This is a genomic window from Streptomyces sp. NPDC045967 (genome assembly GCF_056430495.1).
Map to the genome: position 1 here is coordinate 76,749 of NZ_JBWKLE010000003.1, position 17,327 is coordinate 94,075.

Sequence of the window (17,327 nt, forward strand, 5' to 3'; positions counted from 1 at the left end):
GAACCCCCGGCGGGCAAGGTCGTGCGTACCCGTTGACCCGCAGATTTCCGGCAGGACAGACGGCCGGTGCCCCCCACCCCGCATCCGGCCGTGCTCATTCGTCCAGCCTCTTGACAGACCCCCCGGCAGCCGGTTCCCGCCGCGCGACGTACCATGGGGTAAGGCCGTGGCAGGTTTTCGCCCGGCCGAGGCGCGCGTGCCAGGCCGTACGTGACGCCATCCACGATCCCGGGAGAAGCGCCGAAGTGCCCACGCGCCACGACATCCGTAACGTCGCCATCGTCGCCCACGTCGACCATGGCAAGACGACCATCGTCGATGCCATGCTCAAGCAGGCCGGTGCCTTCGCCGCCCACCAGCAGCTCGACGACCGCATGATGGACTCGAACGACCTGGAGCGTGAGAAGGGCATCACGATCCTCGCCAAGAACACGGCGGTGAAGTATCACCCCAAGGACGGCGGGGCCCCGATCACGATCAACATCATCGACACCCCCGGCCACGCCGACTTCGGTGGTGAGGTCGAGCGCGGTCTGTCGATGGTGGACGCCGTCGTTCTGCTGGTGGACGCCTCCGAGGGTCCGCTGCCCCAGACCCGCTTCGTCCTGCGCAAGGCCCTGCAGGCGAAGATGCCGGTCATCCTCTGCATCAACAAGACGGACCGCCCGGACTCCCGGATCGACGAGGTCGTCAACGAGACCTACGACCTCTTCCTGGACCTGGACGCGGACGAGGACCAGATCGAGTTCCCGATCGTCTACGCCTGCGGCCGTGACGGCGTCGCCTCGCTGACCAAGCCGGAGGACGGCACCGTCCCCGCGGACAGCGACAGCCTGGAGCCGTTCTTCTCCACCATCCTGGAGCACGTCCCGGCCCCGGTGTACGACGAGGAGGCCCCCCTCCAGGCCCACGTCACGAACCTGGACGCCGACAACTTCCTCGGCCGCATCGCGCTGGTCCGCGTCGAGCAGGGCGAGCTGCGCAAGGGCCAGACCGTCGCGTGGATCAAGCGTGACGGGACCATCTCCAACGTCCGCATCACCGAGCTGATGATGACCGAGGCGCTCACCCGCAAGCCGGCCGAGGTGGCGGGCCCGGGTGACATCTGCGCGGTCGCCGGTTTCCCCGAGATCATGATCGGCGAGACCCTGGCCGACCCGGAGAACCCGATCGCCCTGCCGCTGATCTCGGTCGACGAGCCGGCGATCTCCATGACCATCGGTACGAACACCTCTCCGATGGTCGGCCGCGGCGGCACCGGCAAGGGCGCGGACGCCAAGTCCGCGGTCAAGGACCGCAAGGTCACCGCCCGCCAGGTCAAGGACCGCCTGGACCGCGAGCTGATCGGCAACGTCTCCCTGCGCGTGCTCGACACCGAGCGCCCGGACGCCTGGGAGGTCCAGGGCCGCGGTGAGCTCGCGCTCGCCATCCTGGTCGAGCAGATGCGCCGCGAGGGCTTCGAGCTGACCATCGGCAAGCCGCAGGTGGTCACGCAGGAGATCGACGGCAAGGTGCACGAGCCGGTCGAGCGCATGACGATCGACGTCCCCGAGGAGCACATGGGCGCGGTCACGCAGCTCATGGGCGTCCGCAAGGGCCGCATGGACAACATGTCGAACCACGGCTCCGGCTGGGTCCGCATGGAGTTCGTCGTCCCGTCCCGCGGCCTCATCGGCTTCCGCACGGAGTTCCTGACGGGAACCCGCGGCACCGGTATCGCGCACTCCATCCACGAGGGCTACGAGCCGTGGTTCGGCCCGCTGGTGACCCGTAACAACGGTTCGCTGGTCGCGGACCGCGCGGGTTCGGTCACGCCGTTCGCGATGATCAACCTGCAGGAGCGCGGTGTCCTGTTCACCGACCCCGGCACCGAGGTGTACGAGGGCATGATCGTTGGCGAGAACTCGCGCTCCGACGACATGGACGTGAACATCACCAAGGAGAAGAAGCTCACCAACATGCGTGCGGCGTCCGCGGACAACACGGAGAACGTGATTCCGCCCCGCAAGCTCTCCCTGGAGCAGTCCCTGGAGTTCTGCCGCGACGACGAGTGCGTCGAGGTGACCCCGGAGGCCGTCCGCATCCGCAAGGTCGTCCTGGACCAGAAGGAGCGCTCGCGCACCGCGTCGCGCGCCAAGTCCGCCAAGTAAGGCCCCGGGCCCGCAGCGGCCCACACCCCGGCCCCGCACGGAACTCCCGTGCGGGGCCGGGGTTTTGGCGTGTCCGCTCGGTTTCCGAGCGCGGGTCGCGGGTCAACTCGCCCCCGGGCGGCCGGTGGTGGGTCGACGGAACTGTGTGCAGTTCCCGTTTGTCAAGCGGATTTCTTCGTTCAGGTGTCCGCATACCGACCGTGACACTCCGGAAGTTGAGCTAACCGTCCGTTTCGCACGTGTCTGTCTCCTATCCGTTTGTCCGGATTTCGGGTTTTAGGCATGGAGTGATGTTGTGAAAACGAGACCACTTAAGTGTGGTTTACGGTCTAGGTGTCCCCGAGGATGGCTCCATTGAGCTCGGGTCAATGGGTCACGCGCTGTGGGGAGCGCCGACTCACGAGCACACACGATGGGGCCGGTTTTCGCTGTCAGGGGTGTCAGCGCCGCCGGGCCCTTCACGTATCGACAGTGACTCCTGAGGAGGCAATTACCCATGCGCGGAGCAACGAGCGCCAAGTGGGTCGCGGGTGCCGTCATCGTGGCGATGGCCGCCACGGCTTGCAGCACCAGCAAGGACGACGCCGGCAGCAAGGCCGGTGGCAACATCACCGTGGTCCTCGGCGAGCCGCAGCACGGTCTGGTGGGCCAGAACACCGCTGAATCCGAAGGCGCTGAGGTTCTCAACGCGCTCTTCAGCGGCCTGGTCGAGTACGACAACAAGACCAACGAGCCCAAGCTCGCGGTCGCGGAGTCCATCGAGACCACGGACTCGAAGGTCTGGACGATCAAGCTGAAGGACGGCTACACCTTCCACAACGGCGAGAAGGTCGACGCGCAGTCGTTCGTCCGCGCCTGGAACTGGGGTGCCAACCAGGACAACGCGGCCGAGGGCCTGCCGTTCTACGACAAGATCGAGGGCTCCGAGGAGCTGGCGCCGGGCAAGGACAAGAAGCCCACCGCCACCGAGCTCAAGGGCCTGAAGGTCGTCGACGAGAAGACCTTCACCGTCACGCTGAAGGCTCCGTTCTCCCAGTTCAAGACGATGCTGGGCTACAACGCCTTCTACCCGCTGCCCAAGGCCTTCGAAGCCGACCCGAAGAAGTTCGGCGAGGCCCCGATCGGCAACGGTCCCTTCCAGATGGACGGCGCCTGGGAGCACAACAAGCAGATCAAGATCAAGCGCTTCGACAAGTTCGGTGGCGACAAGGCGAAGCTCGAGGGCGTCACCTTCAAGATCTACGACAACCTGGACACGGCGTACAACGACCTTCGCGCCGACAACATCCAGATCGTCGACAAGCTCCCGATCTCGGCGATGGCCTCCGTCTCCCAGGAGTTCGGCGACCGCTACCTCTACAAGCCGGAGTCGGGCGTCGGCTACATCGGCCTCCCGCTGAAGACGAACGCCGAGGCGTTCGGCAAGGTCGAGATCCGCAAGGCCATCTCGATGGCCATCGACCGGGACGCCATCACGAAGACCATCTTCAACGGCACCCGCAAGCCGGCCGACGACTTCATCAGCCCCATCGTCCCGGGTTACCGCAAGGGCGCCCTGGGTGAGGTCGGCACGTACAACCCGACCAAGGCCAAGGAGCTCTTCACCCAGGCCGGCGGCCTCCCCGGCAACAAGCTGGAGCTCGGCTACAACGCCGACGGCGGCCACAAGGAGTGGATCGAGGCCGTCGCCAACCAGCTGAAGGCGAACCTCGGCATCGAGGTCACCGCCAAGCCGTTCACCAAGTTCGGCGACATGCTGACCGAGCTGGGCGACCAGAAGTACAAGGGCGCCTTCCGCATGGCGTGGTCCATGGACTACCCGGCGGCGGAGAACTACCTCCGTCCGATCTTCTCCAAGATCGCGATCGAGCACGGCTCCAACTACGGCGCCTACGAGAGCGCCGAGTTCGAGGCGCTGATGGACCAGGCCGACAAGACCGCCAACGAGGCGGAGGCCCTCAAGCTGTACCAGCAGGCCGATGACGTGATCATCAAGGACCTGCCGTACATCCCGGTCTTCACGTACATGTCTTCCTCGGCCTACTCCAAGTCCGTGAAGAACGTTGAGATCGACGCCCAGGGCCGCATGGACCTGGCCAAGGTCGAGCTCAACTAACACCCCTCTTCACACCAAGGGGACACCGGGGGCGGGCAGGCGGAATCAGGTTTCCGCCCGCCTGCCCCTTCCCCCTGCTCTTCTGCTGGAGGTCTGATGGGCCGCTACCTCATCCGCCGACTCATACAGGCGATCCCTGTTCTGCTCGGTGCCACGTTCCTGATCTACCTGCTGACCTTCGCCATGCCGGGTGCTGACCCGATCCAGCTTCTGGCAGGTGAGAAGAAGGCAGACCCGCTCGTCGCGGCGATGCTGCGCGAGAAGTACCACCTCGACGACCCGTTCCTGCTGCAGTACTGGAACTACATCACCGGTGTGTTCCAGGGCGACCTCGGCGAGTCCCTCAACGGCCGCAAGGTCCTCGACCAGTTCGCCGAGGCGTTCCCCTACACGGTGAACCTGGCCCTCATGGCCTTCGCCATCGAGGCCGTCGTCGGCGTGCTCGCCGGCGTCATGGCCGCCCTGCGCCGCGGCAAGTTCCTCGACCAGCTGGTCCTGATCTCCACGCTGATGGTCATCTCGATCCCCGTCTTCGTCACCGGCTTCGTGCTGCAGCTGACGCTGGGCGTGCACCTGAAGAACGAGTGGGGCGTCGAGATCTTCACGCCCTCGTTCAACGAGCACGACGGCATGATCGGCTACCTCCTCCCGGCGTTCGTCCTCGCGTCGACCTCCCTGGCGTACGTGGCCCGACTGACCCGTACCAGCCTCATGGAGACGATGCGCGCGGACTACGTGCGCACGGCGACCGCGAAGGGGCTCCCGCGCCGCAAGGTCGTGGTGAACCACGCGCTGCGCAACGCACTCATCCCGATCATCACGTTCCTGGGCGCCGACCTCGGCGCGCTCATGGGCGGTGCGGTCATCACCGAGCGGATCTTCAACATCCACGGCGTCGGCGGTCTGCTCGCCAAGTCCGTGTACCTCAAGGACGGCGCGGTCGTGGTGGGCGGTGTGACCATCCTGGTCCTCGTCTACCTCATCGCGAACCTGCTTGTGGACCTGCTCTACGCCGTGCTCGACCCGAGGATCCGCTATGCGTGACACGACTACGGTGGGGGACTCGATGACCGACACCCAGATAGCCGGAGCCCCCTCCGCCGGCGCCCCGGCCGACCGGCCGGACCCCAAGGAGAAGAAGAGCCGCGAGGCCAGCCTCTGGTCCGACGCCCTGAGCGACTTGCGGCGCAACCCGGTCTTCCTGATCGGTGCCTTCCTCGTCCTGTGCATGCTCGTCATCTCGGCGTTCCCGCAGTGGTTCACCAGCGGCAGCCCGTTCGACGCCGCGGCCTGCAAGCTGGAGGACTCGCTCAAGACGCCGAGCGGCGACCACTGGTTCGGCTTCGACATCCAGGGCTGCGACGTCTACACCCGTACGGTGTGGGCCGCCCGCAACTCCGTGATCGTCGGCATCGTCACCACCGCGCTGGTGATCGTCGTCGGTGGCTCCCTCGGCCTGCTGGCCGGCTGGGTCGGCGGTATCACTGACAGCATCCTGTCCCGCTTCACCGAGATCTTCTTCGCGATCCCGCTGCTGCTCGGCGGCATGCTGATCATGTCGGCCCTGCCGGGCAACGCCTGGACGGTCTCACTGGTGCTGGCCATCCTCGGCTGGCCGCAGATCTTCCGCATCATGCGGTCCTCGGTGCTGCAGAACAAGAACAACGACTACGTGATGGCGGCCCGCGCGCTCGGCGCCGGCACCCTGCGCATCACGATGCGGCACATCCTGCCGAACGCCGTCGCCCCCGTCATCGTGGTCGGCGCGATCAGCCTGGGTGTGTACATCTCCGCCGAGGCCGCCCTGTCGTACCTGGGCATCGGCGTCCAGCCCCCGGAGATCTCCTGGGGCCTCATGGTCAGCGACGCGTCCGTCCGCTGGCTCCAGGCCCCGCACGTACTGCTGTTCCCGTCGGCCGCGCTGAGCGTCACCGTGCTCGCGTTCATCATGGTCGGCGACGCGGTACGCGACGCCCTCGACCCGAAGCTGCGCTGAGGAAGGGCGTACGTTGACCATCATCGACAAGACCTCGAACGTCCCCGCGCCCCGTTCGGCGCCGGAGGGGACCCCCCTGCTCGAAGTGCGCGACCTGCACGTCGAGTTCCACACCCGCGACGGTGTCGCCAAGGCAGTCAACGGCGTCTCGTACTCCGTGAACGCCGGCGAGACCCTCGCCGTCCTCGGCGAGTCCGGCTCCGGCAAGTCCGTGACGGCGCAGGCCATCATGGGCATCCTCGACATGCCCCCCGGCAAGATCCCGTCCGGTGAGATCCTGTTCCAGGGCACCGACCTGCTGAAGCTCCCGGCCGAGGAGTACCGCAAGGTCCGCGGCTCGAAGATCGCCATGATCTTCCAGGACGCGCTGTCCTCGCTGAACCCGGTGCACACCGTCGGCGCCCAGCTCGGCGAGATGTTCCGGGTCCACCGCGGCATGTCCAAGAAGGACGCCACGGCCAAGGCCGTCGAGCTCATGGACCGGGTGAAGATCCCCGCCGCCAAGGCGCGCGTGGGCGACTACCCGCACCAGTTCTCCGGCGGTATGCGCCAGCGCATCATGATCGCGATGGCGATGGCCCTGGAGCCCGACCTGATCATCGCCGACGAGCCCACCACGGCTCTCGACGTGACGGTCCAGGCCCAGGTGATGGACCTGCTCGCGGAGCTCCAGCGCGAGATGAACATGGGCCTCATCCTGATCACCCACGACCTCGGCGTCGTCGCCGACGTCGCGGACAAGATCGCCGTCATGTACGGCGGCCGGATCGTCGAGAACGCCCCGGTCCACGAGATCTACAAGAACCCGGCGCACCCGTACACGCGCGGCCTGCTGGACTCGATCCCGCGCCTGGACCAGAAGGGCCAGGAGCTCTACGCGATCAAGGGCCTGCCGCCGAACCTGCTCAACATCCCCTCGGGCTGCGCCTTCAACCCGCGCTGCCCCAAGGCGCGGGACATCTGCCGCACCGACGTGCCGGTCCTGCACCAGGTGACCGCGCAGGACGGCACCGAGCTGTCCGGCCGCACCAGCGCGTGCCACTTCTGGAAGGAGCAGATCCATGGCTGAGCTCACCAAAAGCGTCACCGAGCGCGAGCCGATCCTCCAGGTCCGCAACCTGGTCAAGCACTTCCCGCTGACCCAGGGCATCCTGTTCAAGAAGCAGGTCGGCGCGGTCAAGGCGGTCGACGGGATCTCCTTCGACCTCTACCGGGGCGAGACCCTCGGCATCGTGGGCGAGTCCGGCTGCGGCAAGTCCACCGTCGCCAAGCTCCTGATGAGCCTGGAGACCGCCACCGCCGGTGAGGTCTTCTACAAGGGCCAGGACATCACCAAGCTGTCGGGCAAGGCCCTCAAGGCCGTGCGCCGCAACATCCAGATGGTGTTCCAGGACCCGTACACCTCGCTGAACCCGCGCATGACGGTCGGCGACATCATCGGGGAGCCCTACGAGATCCACCCCGAGGTGGCTCCGAAGGGCGACCGGCGCCGCAAGGTCCAGGAGCTCCTGGACGTGGTGGGCCTGAACCCGGAGTACATCAACCGCTATCCGCACCAGTTCTCCGGCGGTCAGCGCCAGCGCATCGGCATCGCCCGCGGCCTCGCGCTCAACCCGGAGATCATCATCTGCGACGAGCCGGTCTCCGCGCTCGACGTGTCGGTGCAGGCGCAGGTCATCAACCTGATGGAGAAGCTCCAGGACGAGTTCAACCTGTCCTACCTCTTCATCGCGCACGACCTGTCGATCGTCCGGCACATCTCGGACCGCGTGGGCGTCATGTACCTCGGCAAGATGGCCGAGATCGGCACCGACGCGGAGATCTACGAGCACCCGACGCACCCCTACACCCAGGCGCTGCTGTCGGCGGTCCCGGTGCCGGACCCCGAGGTCCGCGAGCACCGCGAGCGCATCATCCTCACCGGTGACGTCCCGTCCCCGGCCAACCCGCCGTCGGGCTGCCGCTTCCGCACCCGCTGCTGGAAGGCCCAGGACAAGTGCGCCACCGAGGAGCCGCTGCTGGCGATCCCGGAGCGCTTCAAGGGGCAGGACACCTTTGCCGCGCACGAGTCGGCGTGCCACTTCGCGGAGGAGAAGGCCGTCCTGGCCGTCTGATCCCCCGCGCAGCCGTACGGCGTTCAGGGCGCCCGGTACCGGAATCTCCGGTGCCGGGCGCCCTGCCGTTTCCCGCCCCGGCGCGCGGGGTGCGGCGCCGCCGCGGGGGCGCCGCACCCGAGTCCCCGCGCCACTCGGCGGACGGGTGGGACGGGCGGGGCGGGATGGTGCGCGCGCGAAGGGAGTTGCGCCCGTGGTCCGCGCCGCCCGACAGTGACCGGATGACCGACGAGATGCCCGTCCTGACCGGCCTGACCCACCGCCCCGCCGGACCGGGGGACGCGGCCGACATCTGCGCCCTGCTCAACGCCGTCGACATGATCGAGATCGGCCGGCCGGAGACCGATCTCGGCAGCGTCGAAGCCGATCTCAACCGCCCCGACATCGATCTGGCCACCGACTCGTGGCTCGCCTTCCACGGCTCGCGGCTCGTCTGCTACGCGCTGGTCTGGGCGGACGGCGAGCCCGGCCGCGTTGACGGCGACCACTACGTCCTGCCCGGCCACCAGGGAGCCGCCCGGCACCTGCTGGAGCTGATGGAGCTCAGGGCCCGCGAACTGGCCGCCGGGGCAGGGCGGGCTTGGCTGCGGATCCAGCTCAACGTGAAGCCCACCCTCGACCTCTCCCTGCTGACCGGGCGCGGCTACCGCACCGTACGCCGCTACCAGGTGATGACCCGCGGCCTCGACCCCGCCGCCGACCTCCCGCCCACCGCGCCGGCCGGGCTCACCCTGCGCGACTGCTCCGCGGACGGGACCGACCGCCATCGCGCCCACGCCCTGGTCGAGGAGACCTTCGCGGCCCACTTCGGCCATGTGGAGCGCGGCTACGACGCGTGGCTCGACCACCTGGACGCACGCGGGCTCGACTGGTCCCTGGTGTGGATCGCCTCCCTCCCGGGCGAAGGGGACGTCGCCGTCCTGCTCACCCGGGACGACCGCACGAGCATGGCCTGGCTCAGCCACATCGGCGTGCGCGAGGCGCTGCGCGGCCGGGGCATCGGCGGGTACCTGCTCCGCCACGCCTTCGCCGCCTACGCGGCGCGCGGCCGCGACACCCTCGGCCTCGGAGTGGACGTCCACAACGAGACCGGCGCCCTCGCGCTCTACGAGACGCACGGCATGGGCCTGCACTACGCGGTCGACACCTGGGAGCTGGCTTTGCACCCCCAGGGGTGACAGGCGGGGGGCGCGCGGGTGCAATCGGTCGAACCAGGGTGTGCGGGGTCGTACATAGGGTGACATTGGCCCCTAAGCGAGTCTTGGAACCCCTAGGAGGCACTCCATGCGCGGAGCCACCCACGCCCAGTGGGCCGCATGTGCGGTGGCCGTCGCCCTCGCGGCGACGGCCTGCGGCGGTGGAAGCGACGCCGGCGGGGGCGGTCGCGACGGCGCGGGAATCGTCAGTTCCTCGTGGGGTGACCCGCAGAACCCCCTGGAGCCCGCCAACACCAACGAGGTGCAGGGCGGCAAGGTACTGGACATGCTGTTCCGGGGTCTGAAGCGCTACGACCCGAAGACCGGTGAGGCGGTGGACTTCCTCGCCGAGAAGATCGAGACCACCGACAGCCAGAACTTCACGATCACCCTGAAGGACGGCTGGACGTTCAGCAACGGCGAACCCGTCACCGCCCAGTCCTTCGTGGACGCCTGGAACTACGCGGCGGACGTGCGCAACAAGCAGAACAACGCGCCGTTCTTCTCGGACATCGTCGGCTACGAGGACCTGCACCCGGCCAACGGCGAGCCCAAGGCCAAGACGATGAAGGGCCTCGTCGTCAAGGACCCCAAGACCTTCACCGTCGCCCTGCGGGAGAAGTTCTCCACCTGGCCCGAGACCCTCGGCTACCAGGCCTTCTCCCCGCTGCCCAAGTCCTTCTTCACCGACCACGCCGGCTGGCTGGCCAAGCCGGTCGGCAACGGCCCCTACACGGTGGAGTCCTACACCAAGGGCACGGGCATGAAGCTGCGCGCGTGGGACGGCTACCCCGGCGCGGACAAGGCCCAGAACGGCGGCGTCGACCTCAAGGTTTACACGGACAACAACACCGCCTACACCGACCTGATCTCCGGCAACCTCGACCTGGTCGACGACGTGCCGGCGCAGCAGCTGAAGAACGTCGCGAACGACCTCGGCGACCGCTACATCAACCAGCCCGCCCTGATCATCCAGACCCTCACGTTCCCGCTGTACGACCCGCAGTGGAGCAAGGACGGGATGGAGAAGGTCCGCCGCGGCATCTCCATGGCGATCAACCGCGACGAGATCACCAAGCAGATCTTCCGGGACACCCGCACTCCCGCCAAGGACTGGACGTCGCCGGCCCTCGGCGACAAGGGCGGCTTCAAGTCCACCGCCTGCGGCGACGCCTGCACCTTCGATCCCGCCGAGGCCAAGAAGCTCATCCAGGAGGGCGGCGGGCTGCCCGGCGGAAAGGTCACGCTGACCTCGAACGTGGACACCGGCTCGCACCGCGACTGGATGGACGCCGTCTGCAACAGCGTCAACAACGCACTCGGCGAGGGCCCCGTCTGCACCGTCAACCCCATCGGCACCTTCGCCGACTTCCGCAACCAGCAGAGCGGCTTCAAACTGACCGGGCCCTTCCGCTCCGGCTGGCAGGCCGACTACCCGTTGATCCAGAACTTCCTGGAGCCGCTGTACTACACCGGCGCCTCCTCCAACTACGGCAAGTTCAGCAATCCGGAGTTCGACAAGCTCGTCGACACGGCCAACCAGGAGAGCGACCCCGCCAAGGCGGTCGCCACCTTCCAGGACGCCGAGAAGATCCTGGCCGAGCAGATGCCGTCCATCCCGCTCTGGTACCAGAACGGGAGCGCCGGGCACTCCGAGCGGATCACGGACGTGGCGCTCAACCAGTTCAGCGTGCCGGTCTACGACCAGATCAAGGTCAGCTGACCGACCGACGGATCGATCCTGGAGCAGTCCATGGGACGTTATGTGATCCGGCGGCTGCTCCAGATGATCCCGGTGTTCATCGGCAGCACGTTCCTGATCTTCTTCATGGTGTACGCGCTCGGTGACCCGGTCGCGGCCCTCTTCGGCGACAAGGCGCCCGACCCCGCCACCGCCGCGCGCATCCGCAAGGACCTCTACCTCGACCGCCCCCTGTGGGAGCAGTACGTCCACTACATGGGCCAGATCTTCAAGGGCGACTTCGGCACGGCCTTCAACGGCCAGGAGGTCACCGAGCTCATGGCGACGGCCTTCCCCGTCACCCTGCGGCTGACCGTCGTCGCGATCGTCATCGAGATCGTCGTCGGCATCACCCTCGGCGTGGTCAGCGGGCTGCGCCGGGGCAGGGCCGTGGACAGCTCCGTCCTCGTGATGACCCTGGTCGTCATCTCCGTGCCCACGTTCGTGACGGGCTACCTGCTGCAGTTCCTCTTCGGCGTCAAGTGGGGCTGGGTCCGCCCCACCGTCTCCCCGGACGCCCCCTTCGGCGAGCTGATCCTGCCCGGCGTCGTGCTCGCCCTCGTCTCCCTCGCGTACGTGACCCGGCTCTCGCGCACATCCATCGCCGAGAACGTCCGGGCCGACTACGTCCGCACCGCCGTCGCCAAGGGACTGCCGCGCCGCCGGGTCATCACCCGCCACCTGCTGCGCAACTCCCTGATCCCGGTGGTCACCTTCATCGGCACCGACATCGGCGCGCTGATGGGCGGGGCCATCGTCACCGAGCGGATCTTCAACATCCACGGCGTCGGCTACCAGCTCTACCAGGGCATCCTGCGCAACAACTCGCCGACGGTGGTCGGGTTCGTCACGATCCTCGTCATCGTCTTCCTGCTGGCGAACCTGCTCGTCGACCTGCTGTACGCGGTCCTGGACCCGAGGATCCGCTATGCCTGAGTCCGAGCGCCCCGACCCCTACGACCCCGTGGGCCCCGGCCCGCACGAAGCGGTGGCCCCCACCGGGCAAGGCGGTGCCATGGACCTCGCCCTCGAGGAGGGGGAGAGCCTCGAAACCCCCCTCCTCCCCGGACCCGGGGGAGCCACCTCGAAGGACAAGGCCCGCTCGCTGTGGTCCGACGCCTGGCACCAGCTGCGCCGCAACCCCGTCTTCGTCGTCTCGGCGCTGCTGATCCTCTTCCTCGTGGTCATCGCGATCTGGCCCCAGCTCATCGCGAGCGGCGACCCCCTCCAGTGCGACCTGTCCAAGTCCCAGCAGGGCTCCTCCCCGGGCCACCCCTTCGGCTACGACACGCAGGGCTGCGACGTGTACACCCGTACCGTCTACGGCGCCCGCGCCTCGATCACCGTCGGCGTGTGCGCCACCCTCGGCGCCGCCCTGCTCGGTTCCGCGCTCGGCGGGCTCGCCGGCTTCTTCGGCGGCTGGTGGGACGCGCTGCTGTCCCGGATCGCGGACATCTTCTTCGGCATCCCGGTGATCCTCGGCGGCCTGGTCTTCCTGTCCGTCGTCACCAGCACCACCGTGTGGCCCGTGGTGGGCTTCATCGTGCTGCTCGGCTGGCCGCAGCTCGCCCGCATCGCCCGCGGCTCGGTGATCACCGCCAAGCAGAACGACTACGTCCAGGCCGCCCGCGCGCTCGGCGCGGGCCACGGCCGGATGCTGCTGCGGCACGTGGCGCCGAACGCCGTGGCACCCGTCATCGTCGTCGCCACCATCGCGCTCGGCACCTACATCGCCCTGGAGGCCACCTTGTCCTTCCTGGGCGTCGGCCTGCGCCCGCCCACCGTCTCCTGGGGCATCGACATCTCCAACGCGGCCTCGCAGATTCGCAACGCCCCGCACATGCTGCTCTGGCCGGCGGGCGCGCTCAGCGTGACGGTGCTCGCCTTCATCATGCTCGGCGACGCGGTGCGCGACGCCCTCGACCCCAAGCTGCGCTGAGGAGCCCCGCCCATGCTGCTCGAAGTCCGCGACCTGCACGTGGAGTTCACCACGCGCGACGGGGTCGCGAAAGCGGTCAACGGCGTCGACTACTCGGTGGACGAGGGGGAGACCCTCGCCGTGCTCGGTGAGTCGGGCTCCGGCAAGTCGGTGACCGCGCAGGCCGTCATGGGGATTTTGGACATGCCGCCCGGCCGGATCACGGGCGGCGAGATCCTCTTCAAGGGCCGGGACCTGCTGAAGACGAAGGAGGAGGACCGGCGCAGGATCCGGGGCGCCGAGATGGCGATGATCTTCCAGGACGCCCTTTCCTCCCTCAACCCCGTCCTCAGCGTGGGCGCGCAGCTCGGCGAGATGTACGAGGTCCACCGCGGGATGTCCCGCAAGGACGCCCGGGGCATGGCCGTCGAGCTGATGGACCGGGTGCGGATCCCCGCGGCCAAGCAGCGCGTGGGCGACTTCCCCCACCAGTTCTCCGGGGGCATGCGCCAGCGCATCATGATCGCGATGGCGCTGGCCCTGGAACCGTCCCTGATCATCGCGGACGAGCCGACCACCGCCCTCGACGTCACCGTCCAGGCCCAGGTGATGGACCTGCTGGCCGAGCTCCAGCGCGAACTGCACATGGGCCTCATCCTGATCACCCACGACCTGGGCGTGGTCGCGGACGTCGCCGACAAGATCGCCGTCATGTACGCGGGCCGGATCGTCGAGGCCGCCCCGGTCCACGAGATCTACCGGGCGCCCGCGCACCCGTACACGCGCGGCCTGCTGGATTCGATCCCGCGCCTGGACCAGAAGGGCCAGGAGCTGTACGCGATCAAGGGCCTGCCCCCGAACCTGCTGGCCATCCCGCCCGGCTGCGCGTTCAACCCGCGCTGCCCGATGGCGCGGCCGGTGTGCCGCACCGACGTCCCGCCGCTGTACGAGGTGACCGAGTCGCCGGTGGAGCGGACCAGCGCCTGCCACTTCTGGACGGAGTGCCTCCATGGCTGAGTCCCTGCTGGAAGTGAAGGACCTGGTCAAGCACTACCCGCTCACCCAGGGCATCGTCTTCCGCAAGAGGATCGGCGCGGTCAGGGCGGTCGACGGGGTCTCCTTCGACCTGCACGCGGGCGAGACGCTCGGCATCGTGGGCGAGTCCGGCTGCGGCAAGTCGACCGTGGCCAAGATGCTGGTCAACCTGGAGCGGCCGACGGCCGGCGCGATCTCGTACAAGGGCGAGGACATCACCAAGCTGTCGGGCAAGGCCCTCAAGGCCGTGCGCCGCAACATCCAGATGGTGTTCCAGGACCCGTACACCTCACTGAACCCGCGCATGACGGTCGGCGACATCATCGGGGAGCCCTACGAGATCCACCCCGAGGTGGCTCCGAGGGGCGACCGGCGCCGCAAGGTCCAGGAGCTCCTGGACGTGGTGGGCCTGAACCCGGAGTACATCAACCGCTATCCCCACCAGTTCTCCGGCGGTCAGCGCCAGCGCATCGGCATCGCCCGCGGTCTGGCCCTGCGGCCCGAGGTCATCGTCGCCGACGAGCCGGTCTCCGCGCTCGACGTGTCCGTGCAGGCGCAGGTGATCAACCTGTTGGCGAAGCTCCAGGACGAGTTCGACCTGTCGTACGTGTTCATCGCGCACGACCTGTCGATCGTCCGGCACATCTCGGACCGGGTCGGCGTCATGTACCTGGGCCGGATCGTGGAGATCGGCACCGACACCCAGATCTACGACCACCCCACCCACCCCTACACGCAGGCCCTGCTGTCCGCGGTCCCCGTTCCCGACCCGGAGGCCCGCGCGCGCCGGGAGCGCATCATCCTCTCCGGCGACGTGCCCTCCCCGGCCAACCCGCCGTCGGGCTGCCGCTTCCGCACCCGCTGCTGGAAGGCGCGGGACAAGTGCGCCGTCGACGTGCCCCTGCTGGCGGTTCCCGAGGTCTTCCCATCGGGTCCGGCGGCGCATCCGTCGGCCTGTCACTTCGCGGCGGAGAAGCACGTGGTGCCCTCGCCCCCGCCGGCCGGCGGGGCGCGGTAGCCGGGGCGCCGCTTCGGCCCCCGGTCCGATCATTTCCGGCCACCCCTCGGACGCCGCTCGCAGCGGCCCGGCCCTCCCGCCAACACCCGTTCACACACGGGCAACTTGGCCGTTTCCGCCCCGAGATCCGGGCCGTGCAGCCTGGACGGCGTGCGGCCGTGCGGGCGCCGACGGCCGGCCCGAGGGCGTACGACCCCTCGGGCCGGCCTCCCGTGTGCCCCGCGCCGTGCGCGCCGTGCGCCCCTCGTGCTGCCGGAATTCGATCGATGCGCTGGTACGGATAGTTATGATCCGTAGCGCACGGTGGGTATGACTCCTGTCGAGCACTGATACGCGAACCGATGTCCGCTCGACGTGGAGGTGAAACGCCGTGGCACTCTCGATCTCGGCCGTGGTGCTGCTGGCGATCGTCGTATTCCTGCTGGTCCGGAAGTCGGGCCTGAAGGCGGGACACGCGGTGGTCTGTGTGCTGCTCGGTTTCTACCTGGCGAGTTCCACCATCGCCCCGACCCTCAACCAGCTCACTTCGAACGTGGCCAGCATGATCAGTGGCCTCAAGTTCTGAGCCCCGCCTCGTAGGCTGGGCCCATGAACGGTCTCCCCGCCCGCCGTCTGCTCCTGGTGCACGCGCACCCGGACGACGAGTCGATCAACAACGGCGTCACCATGGCCAAGTACGCGGCCGAGGGTGCGCACGTCACCCTGGTGACCTGCACCCTCGGCGAGGAGGGGGAGGTCATCCCGCCCGGCCTCGCCCACCTGGCGGCCGACCGCGACGACGGCCTCGGCAGCCACCGGGTCGGTGAACTCGCCGCCGCCATGGCGGAGCTGGGCGTCACCGACCACCGGTTCCTCGGCGGCGCCGGGCGCTACCGGGACTCCGGGATGATGGGCGCCCCGCAGAACCACCGCCCCGAGGCCTTCTGGTCGGCGGACGTGGACGAGGCCGCCGCGCACCTGGTGGCGGTGGTCCGGGAGGTACGGCCGCAGGTGCTGGTCACCTACGACCCGGACGGCGGCTACGGCCACCCCGACCACATCCAGGCCCACCGCGTCGCCATGCGCGCCGCCGAACTGGCCGCCGAGACCGCCTACCGGCGGGATCTGGGCGAGCCGCACGGCATCGGGAAGATCTACTGGAACCGCGTGCCCCGCTCGGTGGTCGAGGAGGGATTCGCCAACCTGCGCGCGGCCGTCGGCATCAAGGCGCCCTTCCCGGGCATGGCCTCGCCCGAGGACGTGCCCGGGGTCGTCGACGACGAGAGGATCACCGCCGAGATCGAGGCCGCCGAGGAGCTGGTGGCGGCGAAGGCGGCGGCCATGCGGGCCCACGCCACCCAGATCGCCGTGGACGGACCCTTCTTCGCCCTCTCCAACGACCTGGCGCAGCCGCTGTTCACCCGGGAGTACTACGAACTCGTCGCGGGCCGGTCCGGAGTGCCGGCGGGCGAGCGCGAGCGCGACCTGTTCGCGGGGGTGCCGGCATGACCGGGACGCTGACCCCGGCGCGCATCGCCGGCGGCCTGGGCATGGTGGCGCTGGGCGTACTGACCGGCCTGGCCGGCTGGCTGGTGGTGGACCTGTGGTTCCCCGGCGGCCTGCTGCTCGCGCTGGCGGCGGCCTTCGGGCTGTTCCTCGGTGGCCGGATCGCGCTCGGCACGGGCATCGGGGTGGGTGGCGCCGCCGTCGGCTGGTTCCTGGCGTACGTGCTGCTCGGTCTCCCGCGCCCCGAGGGGGACTTCCTGCTGAGTTCGTCCGGAATCGGCATGTACGTCTGCCTTTTGGGTGGAACGGCCTTCGCTGTGATGTGCGCCACGATGCGCGCTCCGCTGGACAGGCCGGTTTCGGCCGCCCGGCCTGCCAAGTGACGTGGTGTCGGACTCTTTAGAGGTCGCCGGTCCGGGCCGCGCGCGGCGGTCCGCGGGCCGGTTCACGGTGGTTTGGCGGGCGCTATGAGGAACCCCTGATTCCTGCGGGTCAGTTGCGCGAGGGCGGCGGCCAGTATGGTGGACGGGCCGCCGAGCTGCCCGCGCACGGTATGAC

The 17,327-nt window shown here is 68.7% G+C and carries 15 protein-coding genes; all 15 read left to right on the plus strand.

What is annotated here, in order from left to right:
- Positions 1-245 precede the first annotated feature (245 nt).
- Positions 246-2,150 carry a translational GTPase TypA gene (typA, locus tag AC07FY_RS07285; protein WP_479001818.1) on the plus strand — a complete coding sequence of 635 codons (1,905 nt, stop codon included), beginning with the start codon at positions 246-248 and terminating at the stop codon, positions 2,148-2,150.
- 496 nt (positions 2,151-2,646) lie between these two features.
- Complete coding sequence (locus AC07FY_RS07290; protein ID WP_479001821.1) at positions 2,647-4,266, plus strand: peptide ABC transporter substrate-binding protein; 1,620 nt, start codon at positions 2,647-2,649, stop codon at positions 4,264-4,266.
- Positions 4,267-4,362: 96 nt separating this feature from the next.
- Entirely contained in the window at positions 4,363-5,310 is a 948-nt protein-coding gene (locus AC07FY_RS07295; RefSeq protein ID WP_479001824.1) for an ABC transporter permease, read from the plus strand.
- On the plus strand, positions 5,303-6,262 hold the full coding sequence (locus AC07FY_RS07300; RefSeq protein WP_479001827.1) for an ABC transporter permease: 960 nt from the start codon (positions 5,303-5,305) through the stop codon (positions 6,260-6,262). The genes AC07FY_RS07295 and AC07FY_RS07300 overlap by 8 nt, the downstream gene beginning before the upstream one ends.
- Positions 6,263-6,275: 13 nt before the next feature.
- On the plus strand, positions 6,276-7,331 hold the full coding sequence (locus tag AC07FY_RS07305) for an ABC transporter ATP-binding protein (protein WP_479001830.1): 1,056 nt from the start codon (positions 6,276-6,278) through the stop codon (positions 7,329-7,331).
- Positions 7,324-8,376 carry an ABC transporter ATP-binding protein gene (locus tag AC07FY_RS07310; RefSeq protein ID WP_479001833.1) on the plus strand — a complete coding sequence of 351 codons (1,053 nt, stop codon included), beginning with the start codon at positions 7,324-7,326 and terminating at the stop codon, positions 8,374-8,376. Before AC07FY_RS07305 ends, AC07FY_RS07310 begins: the two co-directional genes overlap by 8 nt.
- A gap of 221 nt (positions 8,377-8,597) precedes the next feature.
- Complete coding sequence (locus AC07FY_RS07315; RefSeq protein WP_479001836.1) at positions 8,598-9,554, plus strand: GNAT family N-acetyltransferase; 957 nt, start codon at positions 8,598-8,600, stop codon at positions 9,552-9,554.
- 106 nt (positions 9,555-9,660) lie between these two features.
- A complete protein-coding gene (locus AC07FY_RS07320; RefSeq protein WP_479001839.1) occupies positions 9,661-11,295 on the plus strand; it encodes a peptide ABC transporter substrate-binding protein in 1,635 nt (544 codons plus the stop codon).
- Between the two features lie 30 nt (positions 11,296-11,325).
- Positions 11,326-12,249, plus strand: coding sequence for an ABC transporter permease (locus AC07FY_RS07325; RefSeq protein ID WP_479001842.1), 924 nt, complete (start codon positions 11,326-11,328; stop codon positions 12,247-12,249).
- Positions 12,242-13,252, plus strand: a complete 1,011-nt coding sequence (locus AC07FY_RS07330; protein ID WP_479001845.1) for an ABC transporter permease — start codon at positions 12,242-12,244, stop codon at positions 13,250-13,252. The genes AC07FY_RS07325 and AC07FY_RS07330 overlap by 8 nt, the downstream gene beginning before the upstream one ends.
- Positions 13,253-13,264: 12 nt before the next feature.
- Positions 13,265-14,248: an ABC transporter ATP-binding protein gene (locus AC07FY_RS07335; protein WP_479001848.1), complete on the plus strand. Its 984-nt coding sequence runs from the start codon at positions 13,265-13,267 to the stop codon at positions 14,246-14,248.
- Positions 14,241-15,284, plus strand: a complete 1,044-nt coding sequence (locus AC07FY_RS07340) for an ABC transporter ATP-binding protein (protein ID WP_479001851.1) — start codon at positions 14,241-14,243, stop codon at positions 15,282-15,284. The genes AC07FY_RS07335 and AC07FY_RS07340 overlap by 8 nt, the downstream gene beginning before the upstream one ends.
- A gap of 370 nt (positions 15,285-15,654) precedes the next feature.
- On the plus strand, positions 15,655-15,849 hold the full coding sequence (locus AC07FY_RS07345) for a hypothetical protein (RefSeq protein WP_069921796.1): 195 nt from the start codon (positions 15,655-15,657) through the stop codon (positions 15,847-15,849).
- A gap of 23 nt (positions 15,850-15,872) precedes the next feature.
- On the plus strand, positions 15,873-16,772 hold the full coding sequence (mshB, locus tag AC07FY_RS07350) for an N-acetyl-1-D-myo-inositol-2-amino-2-deoxy-alpha-D-glucopyranoside deacetylase (RefSeq protein WP_479001854.1): 900 nt from the start codon (positions 15,873-15,875) through the stop codon (positions 16,770-16,772).
- Positions 16,769-17,152 carry a DUF6113 family protein gene (locus tag AC07FY_RS07355; protein ID WP_479001857.1) on the plus strand — a complete coding sequence of 128 codons (384 nt, stop codon included), beginning with the start codon at positions 16,769-16,771 and terminating at the stop codon, positions 17,150-17,152. Before mshB ends, AC07FY_RS07355 begins: the two co-directional genes overlap by 4 nt.
- The last annotated feature ends 175 nt before the right edge of the window (positions 17,153-17,327 follow it).

Excerpts from the sequence above, each read along its gene's own strand:
- AC07FY_RS07290 (WP_479001821.1), top strand. The coding sequence starts at position 2,647 with ATGCGCGGAGCAACGAGCGCCAAGTGGGTCGCGGGTGCCGTCATCGTG.
- AC07FY_RS07295 (WP_479001824.1), top strand. The coding sequence starts at position 4,363 with ATGGGCCGCTACCTCATCCGCCGACTCATACAGGCGATCCCTGTTCTG.
- AC07FY_RS07300 (WP_479001827.1), top strand. The coding sequence starts at position 5,303 with ATGCGTGACACGACTACGGTGGGGGACTCGATGACCGACACCCAGATA.
- AC07FY_RS07310 (WP_479001833.1), top strand. The coding sequence starts at position 7,324 with ATGGCTGAGCTCACCAAAAGCGTCACCGAGCGCGAGCCGATCCTCCAG.
- AC07FY_RS07315 (WP_479001836.1), top strand. The coding sequence starts at position 8,598 with ATGACCGACGAGATGCCCGTCCTGACCGGCCTGACCCACCGCCCCGCC.
- AC07FY_RS07320 (WP_479001839.1), top strand. The coding sequence starts at position 9,661 with ATGCGCGGAGCCACCCACGCCCAGTGGGCCGCATGTGCGGTGGCCGTC.
- AC07FY_RS07325 (WP_479001842.1), top strand. The coding sequence starts at position 11,326 with ATGGGACGTTATGTGATCCGGCGGCTGCTCCAGATGATCCCGGTGTTC.
- AC07FY_RS07330 (WP_479001845.1), top strand. The coding sequence starts at position 12,242 with ATGCCTGAGTCCGAGCGCCCCGACCCCTACGACCCCGTGGGCCCCGGC.
- AC07FY_RS07335 (WP_479001848.1), top strand. The coding sequence starts at position 13,265 with ATGCTGCTCGAAGTCCGCGACCTGCACGTGGAGTTCACCACGCGCGAC.
- AC07FY_RS07340 (WP_479001851.1), top strand. The coding sequence starts at position 14,241 with ATGGCTGAGTCCCTGCTGGAAGTGAAGGACCTGGTCAAGCACTACCCG.
- mshB (WP_479001854.1), top strand. The coding sequence starts at position 15,873 with ATGAACGGTCTCCCCGCCCGCCGTCTGCTCCTGGTGCACGCGCACCCG.
- AC07FY_RS07355 (WP_479001857.1), top strand. The coding sequence starts at position 16,769 with ATGACCGGGACGCTGACCCCGGCGCGCATCGCCGGCGGCCTGGGCATG.